The organism is Luoshenia tenuis (assembly GCF_014384745.1).
Lineage (GTDB): Bacteria > Bacillota > Clostridia > Christensenellales.
The window spans coordinates 185,238-202,108 of sequence record NZ_JACRSO010000004.1 but is presented as its reverse complement, the minus strand read 5'-3'; the positions used below and the strand labels follow the sequence as shown (position 1 = coordinate 202,108).

Here is a 16,871-nt window from a genome sequence, read left to right as displayed (position 1 = left end):
GCCTTTGAAAGGGTAAAATAAGCGTTGTTCTATTAGATGAAGTCATTTGTGATGAGAAAATTGGGAGTGGAAGTTTTGATCAAAGAACGCAATGATGTCCGCAATGTAGCGATTATCGCCCACGTAGACCACGGCAAGACCACGCTGGTGGACGGCCTGCTGCGCCAGGGCGGCGTGTTTCGGGACAACCAGGCCGTGCAGGAGCGCGTCATGGACTCGGGAGACCTGGAGCGGGAGCGTGGCATCACCATCCTGTCCAAAAACACGGCGGTGCACTACAAGGGCTACCGCATTAATATTGTAGATACCCCCGGCCATGCCGACTTTGGCGGCGAGGTGGAGCGGGTGCTCAAGATGGTGGACGGCGTGCTGCTTTTAGTAGACGCCTTTGAGGGCCCCATGCCCCAGACCCGGTTTGTGCTGCGCAGGGCCCTGGAGCTGAACCACCGGGTGATCGTGGTGATCAACAAGACCGACCGGCCGGATGCCCGGCCCGAGGCGGTGATCGACGAGGTGCTGGAGCTGTTTATGGAGCTGGACGCCAACGACGAGCAGTTGGACAGCCCCTTTGTATTCGCCTCCGCCCGCAACGGCACGGCCACCACGGACTTAAGCGCCCCCGGGGAGAGCCTGCTGCCGCTGCTGGACGCGATCATCGATTACGTGCCCGCGCCCAAGGGGGATTTTGAGGGGCCGGCGCAGGTGCTGGTCTCCACCATCGACTATAACGACTATGTGGGCCGCATCGGCGTGGGCCGGGTAGAGCGGGGCGAGATCCGCGTGGGGCAGGACGTGGTGGTCAGCGACTTCCACGGGAATAACGCGGCCCGGCGCACCCGGGTGAGCAACCTGTTCATCTACGACGGGCTCAAGCGCATGCCGGTGGAGCGCGCCCAGGTGGGGGATATTGTGGCGGTATCCGGCATTGAGGATATCAATATCGGCGATACCATCTGCGACGCGGCCGCCCCTGAGCCCCTGCCCTTTGTGAATATTACCGAGCCCACGGTGGCCATGACCTTCTCGGTCAACGATAGCCCGCTGGCCGGTACCGAGGGCAAGTTCGTCACCTCCCGGCATCTGCGGGCGCGGCTGTTCCGCGAGGTGGAGACCGATGTGAGCCTGCGGGTGGAGGAGACCGACTCGGCCGATTCCTTTAAGGTTTCCGGCCGGGGCGAGCTGCACCTTTCCATCCTGATCGAGACCATGCGCCGCCAGGGGTATGAGTTCCAGGTATCCAAGCCCGAAGTGCTCTACCACGAGGTGGACGGCAAGATGCTAGAGCCCGTGGAGCGGGTGGTGATCGAGGTGCCCGAGGAGAACATGGGCCCGGTGATCGAGGAGATGGGCCGGCGCAAGGGCGAGATGCTGAACATGGCCGGCGGCCAGGGGGCCATGATGCGCCTGGAGTTTAAGATCCCCTCCCGGGGGCTGTTTGGGTACCGCTCCAAGTTTATGACCGATACCAAGGGCGAGGGCATTATGCACGCGGTGTTTGAAGGGTACGAGCCGGTGAAGGGGGAGATCGCCTCCCGCGCGGCCGGCGCGCTGATCGCCCACGAGGCGGGCGAAACCGTGACCTACGGCCTGTTTAACGCGCAGGACCGGGGCACCATGTTCGTAGGCCCGGGCGAGAAGGTGTACGCGGGCATGATCGTAGGGGAGAACGCCCGAACGGACGATATCGAAGTAAACGTGTGCAAGAAAAAGCACGTGACCAATATGCGCGCCTCCGGCTCGGACGAGGCGCTGCGCCTGACCCCGCCGCGCAACCTCTCTTTGGAGGATGCGCTGGAGTGGCTGGGGGAGGACGAGCTTTTGGAAGTGACCCCCAAGAGCCTGCGCCTGCGCAAGAAGATTTTGGATTCTCTGGCCCGTATGCGCTATAACAAGCGGCTGAACCAGGCGCAAAACAGCTAAAGAAACGAGCAAAGGTTGCTTAAAAGGCCGGCCCCCGGACAGGGGCCGGTTTTTTTATGGAAAGGGGGGGCGGGGCATCTCACGCGCGGGGCAGGATATCCATATATTATATCGAACGGGAATGAATGGGGGATATATGAAAGGAGCGATCACGATGCGCTACCAGACGAGATACCCCGGCGCGGGCTGCCCGCCCGACGGCTGTTTGCCTAACTGCTGCCCACCTATGCGCTGCTGCACAGGCCCCACGGGCCCGCAGGGGAGGCGGGGCCCCATTGGCCCCACCGGTCCACAGGGGCCCATGGGACCTGAAGGAGAGCCCGGCCCCACCGGCCCTACCGGCGCAACTGGCGCCAACGGGGCGACAGGAGCAACCGGCCCGGCAGGCTTCGCGGGAGCAACCGGCCCGACTGGCCCTAGCGGTGCAGCAGGTGCAGCAGGCGCAACCGGCGCAACCGGTCCCGCAGGCCCGGCCGGAAGGGATGGAACGCCCGGAGGGCCCACCGGCCCCAGCGGCGCGGCAGGAGCGATAGGCCCGACCGGCCCCAGCGGCGCAGCAGGAGCGACCGGCCCGACTGGCCCTAGCGGCGCGGCGGGAGCAACAGGCCCGACTGGCCCCAGCGGCGCGGCGGGAGCAACCGGCCCGACCGGCCCCAGCGGCGCAGCGGGAGCGACCGGCCCGACTGGCCCTAGCGGCGCGGCGGGAGCAACAGGCCCGACCGGCCCCAGCGGCGAAGCAGGGGCGACCGGCCCGACCGGCCCCAGCGGCGCAGCAGGAGCGACCGGCCCGACTGGCCCTAGCGGCGCGGCGGGAGCAACCGGCCCGACCGGCGCAACTGGCCCGGCGGGGACGGATGTGCTGGGCTGTGCCTGTGTGGCGCAGATGACCCACCTGCTTACGCAGATCATCACCCTGTATCCCAACGATAATATCGTGGTGGCCATGGAGAGCGGCAATAACGTCAGCGGCCGCCCAGGCACACTGCTGCCCGCGCCGGATTACGGCCTGCTGCAGCTGACCAACAACCAGGGCGTCCCACAGGAGGCGGTCTCGCTTTGCAGGATCGCTTCGGTACGGGTGACCAGCGCCGCGTATAATAACGCGATCACGTACCTGCCCGCCCCCGTGCCCGCGCCCACCGGCTGCGGGGCGGATTGCGAGGCCGCCGTACGGGCCTACCTGCCGGTAGGCACCACAGGCGCGGCCATCAATGCCGGGGGGCAGACGGTAGGCCAGGGGCAGGTACTGCGCAGCGAGTTTGGCGTTACGGTACTGGTAGGCCCCAACCAGAGCGACCCGACCTTCGTTTCCAACTGCAAGGCCGAGGTGCTGACCAAATAGGATATAAGAACGGCCAAAGGCCGGCCCCGAGCATGGGGCCGGCCTTTTGGGCTGGGCGGGGTGCGCCTGCAAAAACGAGAAGTATATAGACGATAGAATAACGGCGCGGCCCATCAAAAAAAGCGATGGACCGCGCCGCGTTTTTGGATGTTGTGCTGTACCGCTTAATCCTGCGCGTCCGCGGGCGGGGCTTTGGTCTCCTCCTCATCCTGCGCCGCGTCCACGTCTACATCAGACTGCGGGGCGGGCTGCGCCTCGCAGTCGTTTACGGGCTGGGCCTGCGGCGCGGGAGTATTTTGCACGGGCTCCTCCGCCTGTAACTGGGCCTTGCGCCCGCGGGAGGGCAGCACGCCCACCAGGATCAGCGCTACGCCGGCGGCCACCAGCGTCAAGGGCCACCAGCGGATGATCCACTCCGTCAGCTTCCACATATCCAGGTTGTAGAGCAGCAGGCTCAAAAGCCCGGCCGCGCCTACGCACAGCGCCACCACCAGGGGCCACACGCCCGTGCGCCGCCAACCCAACAGGTAGATCAGCAAAAAGCCCACCGTCATCATCAACATAAAGACCGAGGGGGCGGGCACATAGGGCACCCCGCCCAGGGAACCCACCACCCAGGCACCGCCCAGGCCCACGGCCACGCCGCCGGGGATCAGCACCCCCAGGTTTTTGATCATCACATCCCCCAGGATCAGGATCAGCCCCACCAGCAAAAGGAACGTGCCGCCTACAAATTTAGCCGTGGCCAGCTGCTGGAAGAGCAGGTACCCGCCCAGCAGGGCCAGGGCCAGCCCCAGCCATATCATCAGCCTTGTCGTGCGTTTATCCAATATCCTTACCTCCTTGCCATAAGGAACCCATTTGGCCCCTCTGGAATATAAACATTATAGGCCAACCAAAAACCAAACTGCAAGGGGGTATACCTTTTATGAACAAAACGTTACATAATTTGCTGCGCCCGGTTCTGGCGCTTGCGCTTTGCGCCTGCATGCTGCTGGGCTTTACCGGCTGCGGGGCGGGGGATGAGCTGCGCACGGTCACGCTGTGCGAGGTGACCCACAGCGTATTTTACGCGCCCCAGTACGTGGCCATCAACAAGGGATTTTTTGAGGCCGAGGGGCTGAAGGTGGAGTTGAGCAACGGCGGCGGGGCCGACAAGGTGATGACCGCCGTGCTGGCCGGGCAGGCGCAGATCGGGCTGATGGGGCCGGAGAGCGCCGTATACGTGTACAACGAGGGCAAGACCGAGCACGTGCGCGCCTTTGCCCAGCTGACCAAGCGGGACGGCTCCTTTCTGGTGGCGCGCCAGGCCCCGGAGGGGGAATTTGACTGGGATGACCTGCGGGGCAAGGTGCTGATCGGCGGGCGCAAGGGCGGCGTGCCGGAGATGACCCTGGAATACGTGCTGCGCAAACAGGGCTTGACGCCCGGGCAGGATGTGGAGGTGCTGACCAACGTACAGTTCGACCTGATGGCCGGGGCCTTCTCCGGCGGAAACGGGGACTATGTGGCCCTGTTTGAGCCGGTGGCCAGCCAGACCGAGCAGCAGAACGTGGGCACCATTGTGGCGGCCATCGGCGAGGCGTCCGGCGAGGTGCCCTATACCGCCTACATCGCCCAGACGGCGCTGATGCAAAAGGAGCCCGAGCTTTTCGGCGCCTTTACCCGGGCCATCTACAAGGCCCAGCAGTGGGTGCAAAACGCCACGCCCCGGGAGATCGCCGAGGCCATCGCGCCCTCCTTCCCGGACAGCGACGTGGAGCTTTTGACCACCGTGGCCGAGAACTACCAGAAGATCGACGCCTGGATGGCCACCCCGCAGATGAAGGCGGAGGCCTTCGAGCGGCTGCAGGACATCATGGACGAGGCGGGCGAGCTCAAAGCCCGGGTGCCCTTTGAGGGACTGGCGGACAACAGCTTCGCCGACGCGGCGGTGGAAAACGCGAAATAAAATTTTAAACGGAGCAGGGGCAGCGGCCTCCCGCATAGGCGGGGGGCCGCTTTTTGGCGTGGGGGGAGATATGTGGGCAATGTGAAAATAACAGGCCGCCCTTTATGTCTAGATTCGTAGACGGCGCGAAAGAAACATAGTAAAATTTAACTAATGATAAGAAAAATCATAGAAGGGCAGCTGAGTGCGTGGCGTACGGCGGAGCCGGTTGGAGGGAAAATTTATGGTAACGGGAATGAAGATCTGTGTACGAAAGCCTTTTCGGCGCCCGATCTGCCCTGATTGTAACGTGAGGCTGGATGTTCGTTACCAAAATCGCGCAGTTCATTCCAGCTCGCCCGAGGCAAAGAATTATGACTTTTCTACCGGCGGGGACACCTTTTATGTTGGAACGATAGATTTTGTGACCAATTACTATATGTGCCCCCAATGCGACCGGAAATTTACCGTAGACGATGTATTGAAACTGCAGGCAGAACGAACCCGTTTAAAGAGGGCAACGCACAAGCGCGGGCTGAAAAACTTGGTCGCACGCTGGGTTAAAGGACAGCGGGAATGAGCGTGGTGTTTCCGGGAAAAAGGCGGCTTTTGCGGGAAACGACATAACCCTGGAAGGGGAGAAAGGCAGTCTGCAATGAGCGTTAAAAACCGGTTGGCTTTTTTGGGGGCGCTGGTGATGATGCTGAGCTTGGCCAAAACGGGCTTTGCTGCGCCTAAATACCAAAAGGCGGAGGTACTGGGACTCCAGCGCCAAAAGGAGATATTTGAGGCAATCGAGATACAGCCGCTGGAAGCTTATGCCCCTGAGTATCCCATCGTCGGCTTTGATATCCGGCAGGATGGATATTTATTATTGGGTGTACAGGGTAGCGGCAATACTGGCCAAAATGAAATCTATATCTTTAACCCGCAGGGGCAGTACGAATACGGATTTGCCTTTCAATGTACGGGCCTCTATTTTGTCAGATGGAATGGCGAGAACGCCCAGCTGTACTTTGTACGCGGAGATACTTTGGTGGAATTAGACCGGGAGGGGAACCGGGTAGACGTGCAAAATCTGAGTTTTGCGCAATGGAATGCTATTGAGCCGCAGTTGCGCAGGAGCCGGATCAAAAAGAACGGATATACTTACGTTATTGAAAAGGCAAACGGCGTTGCGGGCTGTTTGGCCGACTATTACGCTAGAATAGTAAGACTGGGCCCGGAGGGAACCCGAGAGGTTATATATGACGTCGGTCAGGCTTTTGAGACCAGGGCGAATACGATGTTTGTGATCGCAATGTGCGGAATCGGGGGTGGAATAGCCTGCGCCGTATCTTCTGCTATAGATAAAAGGCGGCGCTACCGGGTCTACGCGGATTAACGCAGCTGCGGCATTTCCTGATGGAGATGGAAAGGATGGGACAGGCTTAAACAGGCGAGCTCAAGGCCCGGGTGCCCTTTGAGGGACTGGCGGACAATAGCTATGCCGACACGGCGGTGGAAAACGCGAAGTAAAATTTGAACGAAGCAGGGGCAGCGGTCTCCCGCATAGGCGGGGGGCCGCTTTTTGGCGTGGGGGGAGCGCGGCGTTTTTCACATAGATAGCCCGCACGCCAAGCGGGGGATATCCATATACTATAGATGAAGAAAAGGGAAGATATATCCCGAAGGAGTGGAAGAATATGAGCGATTATTGCAACCGGCCACAGAACTGCTGCCGTCCGCCTTGTCCACCGCCTTGCCCACCGGCGTGCTGCTGCCCTGGACCCACCGGGCCCCAGGGAAGGCGCGGCCCCATTGGGCCTACCGGGCCTACGGGCGCGGCTGGCAACGCGGATACCATTATCATCAACCAGACGCTGACAGGAGAGCCGGGCACGCAGGCCCAGGTGATTGACCGGACGGGCGGGCCGGAGCACGTGCTGGACTTTGTGATCCCAGCTGGCGCTACCGGACCTACCGGCCCCGCTGGCCCTCCGGGCCCCGCAGGGAGTATCGGAGCCACCGGTGCGCAGGGTAGACAGGGCGACCAGGGGTTTGCCGGAGAGACCGGCGCGGATGGCGAGATGGGCCCCACTGGCCCAGCAGGAGCGGATGGAGCCGACGGAGCAACTGGCCCTACCGGCCCGGCAGGAGCGGATGGAGCCGACGGAGCGACAGGGCCCACCGGCCCGGCAGGAGCGGATGGAGCCGACGGAGCGACAGGGCCCACCGGCCCTGCGGGAGCAGATGGAGTAGACGGAGCGACCGGCCCTACTGGCCCGGCGGGCGCTGAAGGCCCCACCGGCCCCACGGGAGATGCGGGAGCGCAGGGTGAGGTTGGCCCCACCGGTCCCACGGGCCCGGAAGGCGCGGCGGGCGCTGAAGGCCCCACTGGCCCCACAGGAGATGCGGGAGCGCAGGGTGAGGTTGGCCCTACCGGTCCGACAGGTACGGATGGTGCGACGGGTCCGACAGGCCCGGAAGGCGCGGCGGGCGCTGAAGGCCCTACCGGCCCGACAGGCCCAGAAGGTGCTGAAGGCCCCACCGGCCCGACAGGCCCGGAAGGCGCAGGCGGCGGAGAAGGCCCCACTGGCCCCACGGGTCCGGCAGCCACGATCCAGATCGGCACCGTTACCACCGGCGACCCGGGGACGGACGCGCAGGTGACCAACGTTGGCGACGAGAACAACGCGATATTCGACTTTGTGATCCCTCAGGGCGAACCGGGCGGGGGCGGTACGCTGGACGTACTGGCGGCGGTAGACCCTTCCAGCCAGTCCCCGGCCGCGGGCGGCAACCTGATCTTTACCGATACGCCGCTGCTGGTGGGTAATTCCATCACCCATAACGCGGGGGACCCGCAGGTGCAGATTTTACAGCCCGGCATTTATCAGGCCACGTTCAGCGCATCGGTCACGCCCAATGCGGGCACGTCCATCCCGGCGCTGGCCGAGGTGCAGATGAACCTGAACGGGACGATGGTGGCCGGCGCCATTGCGCGGCACTCGTTTACAGCCTCTTCGGAGATCGCTACAGTTAGCTTTTCCATGCCCTTCCGGGTGACCAGCACGCCTTCGAACCTGGAGATGGTGGTCAACCAGGATGGCTTCAGCTTCCAGGAAGCGGCGTTGACCGTGGTTCGCCTGGGCGACGGCTAGGTTTTAGATTAAATTTGCCGAGCCAAACCAAGGCCGCAGGGATTGCCCTGCGGCCTTATCCTTTGCCTGGGCGGGATAAAAAGGATAAGGCTGTGCCCGGGCGCAGGCGTTTGGCGGGAGGAAATGCGCGGAGCGGTAAAAGGGATGAATGTGAGAGTAAGTAGAACGGCAGCTGGCGGGTACGGGCGAGGATAATTTTTGAGGCTCGGTGCAGACGGGGCCAAGGGATTGCCGAGAGATTCCGCGCTGCGCTTGGAATGACGGGGAAAGCAAACGGGCGGGACCGCAACTCCCTCCGGCAGGCGGGGCCTGCCACCTCCCTCCCAGGAGGGAGGCAAGGGCATTGGCGGAGCTGTGGGCGGTGTAGGCTTAAATTAGACGACGCAACACCTGTCGTTCAGAGCGGAAGCGAAGCTTGCGCGAAGAACCTCGTGCGCGGGCGGGGGCGCGGCGTTTGAACCGCGCGGTTTAGGGGGACGAGTAAGGGCGCGGCACAGCGTAAGACAGCGTGGGGAGACGTTTTGCCATCTTGGCACGGTGCGGGGCGCAACTCCCTCCGGCAGGCGGGGCCTGCCACCTCCCTCCCAGGAGGGAGGCAAGGGCATTGGCGGAGCTGTGGGCGGTGTAGGCTTAAATTAGACGACGCAATACCTGTCATTCAGAGCGGAAGCGAAGCTTGCGCGAAGAATCTCGTGCGTGGGCGGGGGCGCGGCGTTTGAACCGCGCGGTTTAGGGGGACGAGTAAGGGCGCGGCACAGCGTAAGACAGCATGGGGAGACGTTTTGCGGTGTGAGGCGCGACTTCCTCCGGCAGGCGGGGCCTGCCACCTCCCTCCCAAGAGGGAGGCAAGGGCATTGGCGGAGCTGTGGGCGGTATAGGGTCAAATCAGACGGTACAGGCGGTCACTTTGCCTGCGGGCGCGGGCAGGGCCAATAGGTTGTCAAGAGATTCCGCGCTGCGCTCGGAATGACAAGAGAGTGGCTCACGGCGGGCGATGCGCACATGGAGGCCTGGGGCGAAAGGGAAAGCCCGTGGCGGGCGCGAACGAATGGGGGATAGTTAAGAAATGAGCGGTAAGAGGGGCGTAAGCCCGTCATGCGAAAGGGGGATAAAGAAGAAAGCGCATGGCGGGCACGAACGAATGGGGGGTAGATAAGAAATGAGCGGTAAGAGGGGCGTAAGCCCGTCATGCGAAGGAGGAATAAAGAAGAAAGCGCATGGCGGGAGCGAATGATGAGGGGACAGATAAGAAATGAGCGGTAAGAGGGGCGACAGCCCGATATGCCAAGAAGGAATGAATAGGGAAAGCTCGTGGCGAGCGAGGGTGGGGATAACACTTTAAAGGCTCGGTGCAGACGGGGCTAGGGAATTTCCAGGAGATTCCGCGCTGCGCTCGGAATGACAAGAGAACGGCTCACGGCGGGCGATGCGCACATGGAGGCCTGGGCGAAAGGGAAAGCCCATGGCAGGCGCGAACGATTGGGGGACAGTTAAGAAATGAGCGGTAAGAGGGACGTAAGCCCGATATGCGAAAGGAGGAATAAAGAAGAAAGCCCATGGCGGGCGCGAACGATTGGGGGACAGATAAGAAATGAGTGGAAAAAGAGGCGTAAGCCCAGTATGCAAAGAAGGAATGAATAGGGAAAGCTCGTGGCGAACGAGGGTGAGGATAACACTTTAAAGGCTCGGTGCAGACGGGGCTAGGGAATTGCCAGGAGATTCCGCGCTGCGCTCGGAATGACAAGAGAATGGCTCACAGCGGGCGATGCGCACATGGAGGCCTGGGGCGAAAGGGAAAGCGCATGGCGGGTGCGAACGATGGGGGGGATAGTTAAGAAATGAGCGGTAAGAGGGGCGACAGCCCCATTGCTTTTGGCGGCTGGCGCAAGCTATAATGAAAGAAACGCCCGGGCCGGCGGGGCGCGGGCGGATGAAGGCAAAATTCCTAAGGAAACGGGGCGTGGTCAAATGGCGCAGCGCGTGGTGGTAGGCCTCTCGGGCGGAGTGGATTCCTCGGTGGCGGCTCTGCTGCTCAAAAGGCAGGGGTACGAGGTCATCGGCGTGTTTATGAAAAACTGGGAGGAAAAAGACGAGGAGGGGGCCTGTACCTCGGACGCGGACTTTGCGGACGTGCGCCGGGTGTGCGAGGTGATCGACATCCCCTATTATACGGTGGATTTTGCCCGGGAGTACTGGGACCGGGTGTTTACCCATTTCTTGGAGGAATATAAGCGGGGGCGCACCCCCAACCCGGATATTTTGTGCAACCGGGAGATCAAGTTTAAGGCGTTTTTGGAGTTCGCCCTCTCCATAGGGGCGGACAAGATCGCCACCGGGCACTTTGTGCGCAGCGATGCGCCCCAGGGCAAGCCCCGCCTGCTGCGGGGGGTGGACCCGGGCAAGGACCAGAGCTACTTTTTATACGAGGTGCCGGCCGCGGCGCTGGGAAGGGCGCTCTTCCCGGTGGGGGGGATGACCAAGGCACAGGTGCGGGCGCTGGCCGCCCAGGAGGGGCTGGCCACCGCGGGCAAGCGGGATTCGACCGGCATCTGCTTTATCGGCGAGCGGAACTTTCGCCAGTTCCTCTCCCAGTACCTGCCGGCCCAGCCCGGGCAGATGCTAGATTATCACACCGGCCGGGTGGTGGGCCAGCACATGGGCCTGATGTACTACACGCTGGGCCAGCGGCGGGGCCTGGGCATCGGCGGGGACGCCCAGGGCGATGGGCGGCGGTGGTTCGTGATCCGCAAGGATTTGGAGCGCAACGTCCTCTATGTGGCCCAGGGAGAGGATGCGCCCGAGCTGTACTCGGGCGGGCTGATCGCCCACGGGCTGCACTTTTTTGACCCGGACGAGGCGCGGGAGCAGTTCAGCTGCACGGCCAAATTCCGCTACCGCCAGGGCGACCAGGGGGTGCGGGTTACCCGTACCGGGCCGGACGAGATGCGGGTGGACTTTGAAACGCGCCAGCGGGCGGTGACCCCGGGGCAGAGCGTGGTGCTCTACGATGGGGAGGTCTGCCTGGGGGGCGGTGTGATCGACCAGGTGCTGGATTAAGGCCCGCGCGGAGACAAAGGCCTCGAGGGCGCTTTGCCAGCCTGGTAAGGTGCAGACAAGGTGAAGTGGTTGTAAAGAAATGCCTCGCTGCGGCTCGGAATGACGGGGAAAGCAAGGGATGCGGGTGGAGCAGGCATTGAATGGGTAAAGCATAGCGTCTGTCATTCAGAGCGGAAGCGAAGCTGGCGCGAAGAATCTTGTGCGCGGGCGGGAGTGCGGCGTCTGAACCGCGCGATTTAAGGGAATGAGCGGGGCACGGCCCGGCATAAGACAGCATGGGGAGACGCTCTGCCATCTTGGCACGGTGTGAGAGGACGCGACTCCCTCCGGCAGGCGTGGCCTGCCACCTCCCTCTCAGGAGGGAGGCAAGGGCATTTGCCGGGGCTGTGGCGGCGGGGGCGTAGATTGCAGGGCGCTTTGCCGGCCTGGCGAGGTGTGGGCAGGGCGAAGTGGTTGTCAAGAGATTCCTCGCGAGGCTCGGAATGACGGGGAAAGCAAGGGCTGCGGAGCAAAGCGCGGGCTGAGGCGCAACTCCCTTCGGCAGGCGGGGCCTGCCACCTCCCTCCAAGGAGGGCGGCGAGGGCATTTGCCGGGGCTGTGGCGATGCGGGCGTAGATTAGAGGGCGCCAAGGCGCTTTACCCGCACGGCGGGGCATGGGTAGGGCCAAGCGGTTGTCAAGAGATTCCTCGCCTGCGGCTCGGAATGACGGGGAAAGCAAGGGCTGCGGGTGGAGCAGGGATTGAACAGGTAAAGCATAGCGTCTGTCATTCAGAGCGGAAGCGAAGCTGGCGCGAAGAATCTCGTGTGCGGGCCGAGGACGCGACTCCCTCCGGCAGGCGGGCCTGCCACCTCCCTCCAAGGAGGGAGGCAAGGGCATTTGCCGGGGATGTGGCGGTGCGGGCGTAGATTAGAGGGCGCCAAGGCGCTTTACCCACGCGGCGGAGCACGGGCAAGGCCAAGCGGTCGTCAAGAGATTCCTCGCCTGCGGCTCGGAATGACAGGGAAAAGGCGAACGCGTGGAAGCGCAGAACTATAAGAGTGGATAAGAGGGCGGACAAAAGCCGCAGCGCGGGGGAAAGGGCGCGCAGCCGCCTAAAGGCCCGGAAGATACGGTTACAAGAGAAGAGGAAAGGAGGGGCGCTATGCCGCCGCTGACGTTGCTGATCAAACCCGCGTCCAGCCTGTGCAATATGCGCTGCCGCTACTGCTTTTATGCGGACGTATCCGACAGGCGGGCGGTGAAATCCTACGGGGTGATGGACGGGGAGACCGCCCGGGCGGTGGTGCGCCGCGCCTTCCAATATGCCGATGGGGCGGTGACCTTTGGCTTCCAGGGGGGCGAGCCTACCCTGGCGGGGCTGGACTATTTCCAGAACTTTGTGGCCCTGGTGCGGGAGTATAACACCCGGGGCCTTGCGGTGCATTACGCCCTGCAGACCAACGGATACGCGCTGGACGAGGCGTTTGCGGCCTTCCTGGCGCAGCACGGGTTTTTAGTGGGCCTGTCCATGGATGGGCCGCAGGCCCTGCACGACAGTCTGCGCCCCGGCGCGGACGGGGCGGGCAGCTATGCGCGGGTACAGGGGGCCGCGCATCTGCTGGAGCAATACAAGGTGGCCTTTAACATCCTGTGCGTGGTCTCGGGCCCGGTGGCCAGAGCGCCCAAGGCGGTTTTCCGTGCGCTGGCGCCCTACGGCTTTTTGCAGTTCATCCCCTGCCTGGACGACTTTGGCGGGGCGGGGGCGGACTACTCGCTGACGGCGGAGGATTACGCGGGGTTCCTCAAGGGCTGTTTTGATGAATACGAGCGGGCGTTTTACGCGGGGAAATACGTATCGATCCGGCTGTTTGACAACTATGTGGGCATGCTGGCCGGCCGCCCGCCCGAGGCCTGCGACATGCGGGGCGAATGCGGGGGCTATCTGCTGGTGGAGAGCGACGGGGGCGTGTACCCCTGCGACTTTTACGTGCTGGATGAGTGGCGCATGGGCAACCTGAAAGAACAATCCCTGACGCGGCTGATGAAGAGCCCGGTGCTGGCCCGTTTTTTGCAGGAGGGCCGCAGCCATGAGGCGGCTTGCCAGGATTGCCGGTGGCGCGCCCTGTGCCGGGGCGGCTGCCGCCGCCACCGGGAGCAGGAACGGGGCGCGCTGGGGCCCAACCGCTTTTGCGAGAGCTACCGGGAGTTTTTTGCGTACGCCTACCCGCGCATGGCCCGGATGGCCCGCAACCTGCCGCGCGGGTAGCGCGCCGGGGTTGAGGGCGTTTGCAGCAGGCGGAGCCGGGCGCGGTAGAGGGGCCGTTGCGGGGCAGGTGAGCGAGGGCAAAAGGAATCTCGTACATCGATACTGGGCAGCGCTTGATCGCCGCTGTACAGAGGTAAGAAAGGCAAACCAGTTGTCAAAAGATTCCTCGCCTGCGGCTTCGGAATGACAGGTATGGCAATGGCCAGGCCTTTGCGCACCGAAACCCGCAAACGGTGGGAGCGGCTAAAAGGGCGCTAGCCCTGTCATTCAGAGCGGAGGGCGGAAAAAAGCAAAGCTGATGGCGGGCGGTGGCGTCGGGGTGCGGACAAGGTAGAGCGCGGTTCAGCGGCGGCAGCCCCGCAGCGAAGAATCTCACGCGTCGATACTGGGCAGCGCTTGATCGCCGCTGTACAGAGGTAAGAAAGGCAAACCAGTTGTCAAAAGATTCCTCGCCTGCGGCTTCGGAATGACAGGTATGGCAATGGCCAGGCTTCTGCCCGCCGAAAACCACAAGCGCAACGCGCGGTCAAGCGGGCGTTAGCCCCCCTCAAAAGACGGGCCCCTTTCCCTTGTCTTTGGCGGGCCTCTGCGCACCTAAACCCGCAAACGGTGGGAGTGGCTAAAAGGGCGCTAGCCCCCTCAAAAGACGGGCCCCTTTCCCTTGTCTTTGGCGGGCCTCTGCGCACCGAAACCCGTAAACGGTGGGAGCGGTCAGACGGGCGCTAGCCCCCCTCAAAAGACGGGCCGCCTTCCCTTGTCTTTGGCGGGCCTCTGCGCACCTAAACCCGTAAACGATAGGAGCGGCTAAAAGGGCGCTAGCCCCCCTCAAAAGACGGGCCGCCTTCCCTTGTCTTTGGCGGGCCTCTGCGCACCTAAACCCGTAAACGATAGGAGCGGCTAAAAGGGCGCTAGCCCCCCTCTTGACAAACCGGCGCTTGGGCAGTATGCTTAATTTTAGACATATGCCCAATACTTAGGGGCTTATGCTTTGTATGTGAAGGAGTGGAACACATGGCGGAAGCTGAAAATTGCACGCACAATTGCGAGACTTGTGGAGAGGATTGCCCCTCCCGCATGGCCCCGCAGGATTTTTTGGAGAAGCCCCATCAGCTCAGCAGCATTAAAAAGGTGGTGGGCGTGGTCAGCGGCAAGGGCGGCGTGGGCAAGTCCCTGGTCACCTCGCTGATGGCCGTGGGCCTGCAGCGGCGCGGCAAACACGCGGCGATCCTGGATGCGGATATCACCGGCCCCTCCATCCCCAAGGCCTTTGGCATTAAGGAAAAGGCCACGGGCAGCGAGGATGGCATCTATCCCGTGCGCACCAAGACCGGGATCGACGTGATGAGCATCAACCTGCTGCTGGAAAACGATACCGATCCTGTGGTCTGGCGCGGACCAATTCTGGCGGGTACGGTCAAGCAGTTCTGGACGGACGTGATCTGGAACGACGTGGACTATATGTTTGTGGACATGCCTCCGGGAACCGGCGATGTGCCGCTGACCGTCTTCCAGTCCATTCCCCTGGACGGGATCATCATCGTGGCCTCCCCGCAGGAACTGGTGGGGATGATCGTGGAAAAGGCGGTCAACATGGCCAATATGATGAATATTCCCATCCTGGGCCTGGTGGAGAATATGAGCTATGTGGTCTGCCCGGACTGCGGCAAGCAGATCAAGGCCTTTGGCGAGAGCCATATCGACGAGATCGCCGAAAAGTACGGCCTGAAGGTGCTGGGCAAGCTGCCCGTGGATCCGCACCTGGCTGCCGCCTGCGACGGCGGGCTGATCGAGCTGTATAACGGCGATTATCTGGACGCCGCGGCCGACCAGGTGGAGGCGCTGTAAAGCGCACCGGGCGTATAGCTTTTCCGCAAGACAAAAGCCGTCCCCCAAAAACGGGGGGCGGCTTTTTCACGCCCGGTTGGGATCATTAAAAAAGAGCTGCGGGGGCGGGCGGCAAAGGCGCTGCGCCCGCCGCCCGGTCTACCTTCCGGCTCTTTTCCCTTACTTCTCTTTTATCCCTTAGCGGTTGGCCGCCACGTAGATGTTGTACACATCATCCCGGCTCAGCTTTTTAAACCCGCCAATGGCCGTACGCCCGCGGGACACGCACATGTCCGCCATCGCCGCCATATCCTCCTCGGTCACGCCGCTCTGGATCTGGGGGATGTTGATGGGCATGCCGATGGAGGCGAAGAATTTCTCCGTGCAGGCGATACCCGCAAGCGCCGTGCGCTCGGGATCGGCCGAATCAAAGTCGCAGCCCCAAACGTTAACGGCGTACTGCGCAAAGCGCAGCACATTTTCGCTCATCACATACCGCGCCCAGGCGCCCCAAACCGCGGTCAGGGTCGCGCCGTGCGCCGCATCGTAGCGCGCGCTGAGCTCGTGGCCGATCAGGTGGGTGGCAAAATCGCCGCCGTTGCCGCAGCCGGTCATGTTGTTGTGGGAGATGGAACCGGCCCACATCACCTCGGAGGCCGCCTTGTAATCGTCAGGCGTGGCCAGATACTGCGGCCCGTACTGGATCATGGTCTTTAAGACGGACTCGGCGATCCGGTCGGTCAAATCGTTGCCCAGCGTTTCGGCAGCGGAGAAATAGCGCTCCAGCGTGTGCATGATAATGTCCGCAATGCCGCAGCCGATCTGGTATTTAGGCAGCGTGTAGATCAGTTCGGGGTTCATCACCGCAAATTTGGGGCGGATGGCGTCCTGATCGATGGAGCGCTTAACGTGCGTGCCATCCTCTTCCACCTTGGTGACTACGGAGGAGTTCGAGGTCTCGGAGCCCGCGGCGGCGATGGTCAGCACCACGCCCACCGGCGCCATTTTTTGGACCTGCTTGCCGAAATAAAATTCCCACACGTCCTCGTCCGGATGCCCCAGCCCCACGCCGATGGCCTTGGCCGAGTCGATGGTCGATCCGCCGCCCACCGCGAGGATAAAGTCTACCCCCTCGGCCTTGCACAGTTCGATCCCCTCGTAGATCAGGCTCAAGCGCGGGTTGGGCTGCACGCCGCCCAGGCTGACGAACGGGATCCCTTCCGCCTTAAGGGAGGCTTTGACGCGATCCAGCAGGCCGGATTTTTCAGCGCTCTTGCCGCCGTAATGCAGCAGCACCTTTTTGCCGCCCCATTTTTTGACCAGCGCGCCCACCTGCTGTTCGCCGCCCTTACCAAAGACGACCTCGGTAGGAGAATAAAAATCAAAGCTTTTCACGATTCTGGCTCCT

At 62.7% G+C, this 16,871-nt stretch carries 10 protein-coding genes; 8 read left to right on the top strand and 2 right to left on the bottom strand.

Going from position 1 to position 16,871, the window contains the following annotated elements:
* Positions 1 to 51: 51 nt before the first annotated feature.
* Both typA and H8699_RS12545 read left to right on the top strand, forming a co-directional pair.
* The gene (gene typA, locus H8699_RS10135) at positions 52 to 1,920 is read left to right on the top strand and encodes a translational GTPase TypA (RefSeq protein WP_249285598.1); all 1,869 of its coding nucleotides are present in this window, start codon (positions 52 to 54) and stop codon (positions 1,918 to 1,920) included.
* Between the two features lie 856 nt (positions 1,921 to 2,776).
* A complete protein-coding gene (locus tag H8699_RS12545) occupies positions 2,777 to 3,262 on the top strand; it encodes a hypothetical protein (protein ID WP_330605230.1) in 486 nt (161 codons plus the stop codon).
* A gap of 164 nt (positions 3,263 to 3,426) precedes the next feature.
* Here H8699_RS12545 and H8699_RS10125 read toward each other — a convergent pair whose 3' ends face one another.
* A complete protein-coding gene (locus tag H8699_RS10125; protein ID WP_249285597.1) occupies positions 3,427 to 4,092 on the bottom strand; it encodes a hypothetical protein in 666 nt (221 codons plus the stop codon).
* A gap of 98 nt (positions 4,093 to 4,190) precedes the next feature.
* Between H8699_RS10125 and H8699_RS10120 the strand changes: the two genes are divergently transcribed.
* From H8699_RS10120 to H8699_RS10095, 6 genes are all read left to right on the top strand, one after another.
* Complete coding sequence (locus H8699_RS10120; RefSeq protein WP_249285596.1) at positions 4,191 to 5,213, top strand: ABC transporter substrate-binding protein; 1,023 nt, start codon at positions 4,191 to 4,193, stop codon at positions 5,211 to 5,213.
* Between the two features lie 634 nt (positions 5,214 to 5,847).
* Complete coding sequence (locus tag H8699_RS10115) at positions 5,848 to 6,576, top strand: hypothetical protein (protein WP_249285595.1); 729 nt, start codon at positions 5,848 to 5,850, stop codon at positions 6,574 to 6,576.
* Positions 6,577 to 6,877: 301 nt separating this feature from the next.
* Positions 6,878 to 8,335 (top strand): collagen-like domain-containing protein, encoded by a 1,458-nt coding sequence (locus H8699_RS12475; RefSeq protein ID WP_283244212.1) that lies wholly within the window; start codon positions 6,878 to 6,880, stop codon positions 8,333 to 8,335.
* A 1,968-nt stretch (positions 8,336 to 10,303) separates the two neighbouring features.
* On the top strand, positions 10,304 to 11,392 hold the full coding sequence (gene mnmA / locus H8699_RS10105; RefSeq protein WP_249285594.1) for a tRNA 2-thiouridine(34) synthase MnmA: 1,089 nt from the start codon (positions 10,304 to 10,306) through the stop codon (positions 11,390 to 11,392).
* Between the two features lie 1,143 nt (positions 11,393 to 12,535).
* Entirely contained in the window at positions 12,536 to 13,639 is a 1,104-nt protein-coding gene (locus tag H8699_RS10100) for an anaerobic sulfatase maturase (RefSeq protein WP_249285593.1), read from the top strand.
* Between the two features lie 1,011 nt (positions 13,640 to 14,650).
* Positions 14,651 to 15,484 carry an Mrp/NBP35 family ATP-binding protein gene (locus H8699_RS10095; RefSeq protein WP_138294319.1) on the top strand — a complete coding sequence of 278 codons (834 nt, stop codon included), beginning with the start codon at positions 14,651 to 14,653 and terminating at the stop codon, positions 15,482 to 15,484.
* A gap of 177 nt (positions 15,485 to 15,661) precedes the next feature.
* Here the strand turns inward: H8699_RS10095 and H8699_RS10090 are convergent, their stop codons facing one another.
* Positions 15,662 to 16,858, bottom strand: a complete 1,197-nt coding sequence (locus H8699_RS10090) for an iron-containing alcohol dehydrogenase (protein ID WP_249285592.1) — start codon at positions 16,856 to 16,858, stop codon at positions 15,662 to 15,664.
* Between the last annotated feature and the right edge of the window lie 13 nt (positions 16,859 to 16,871).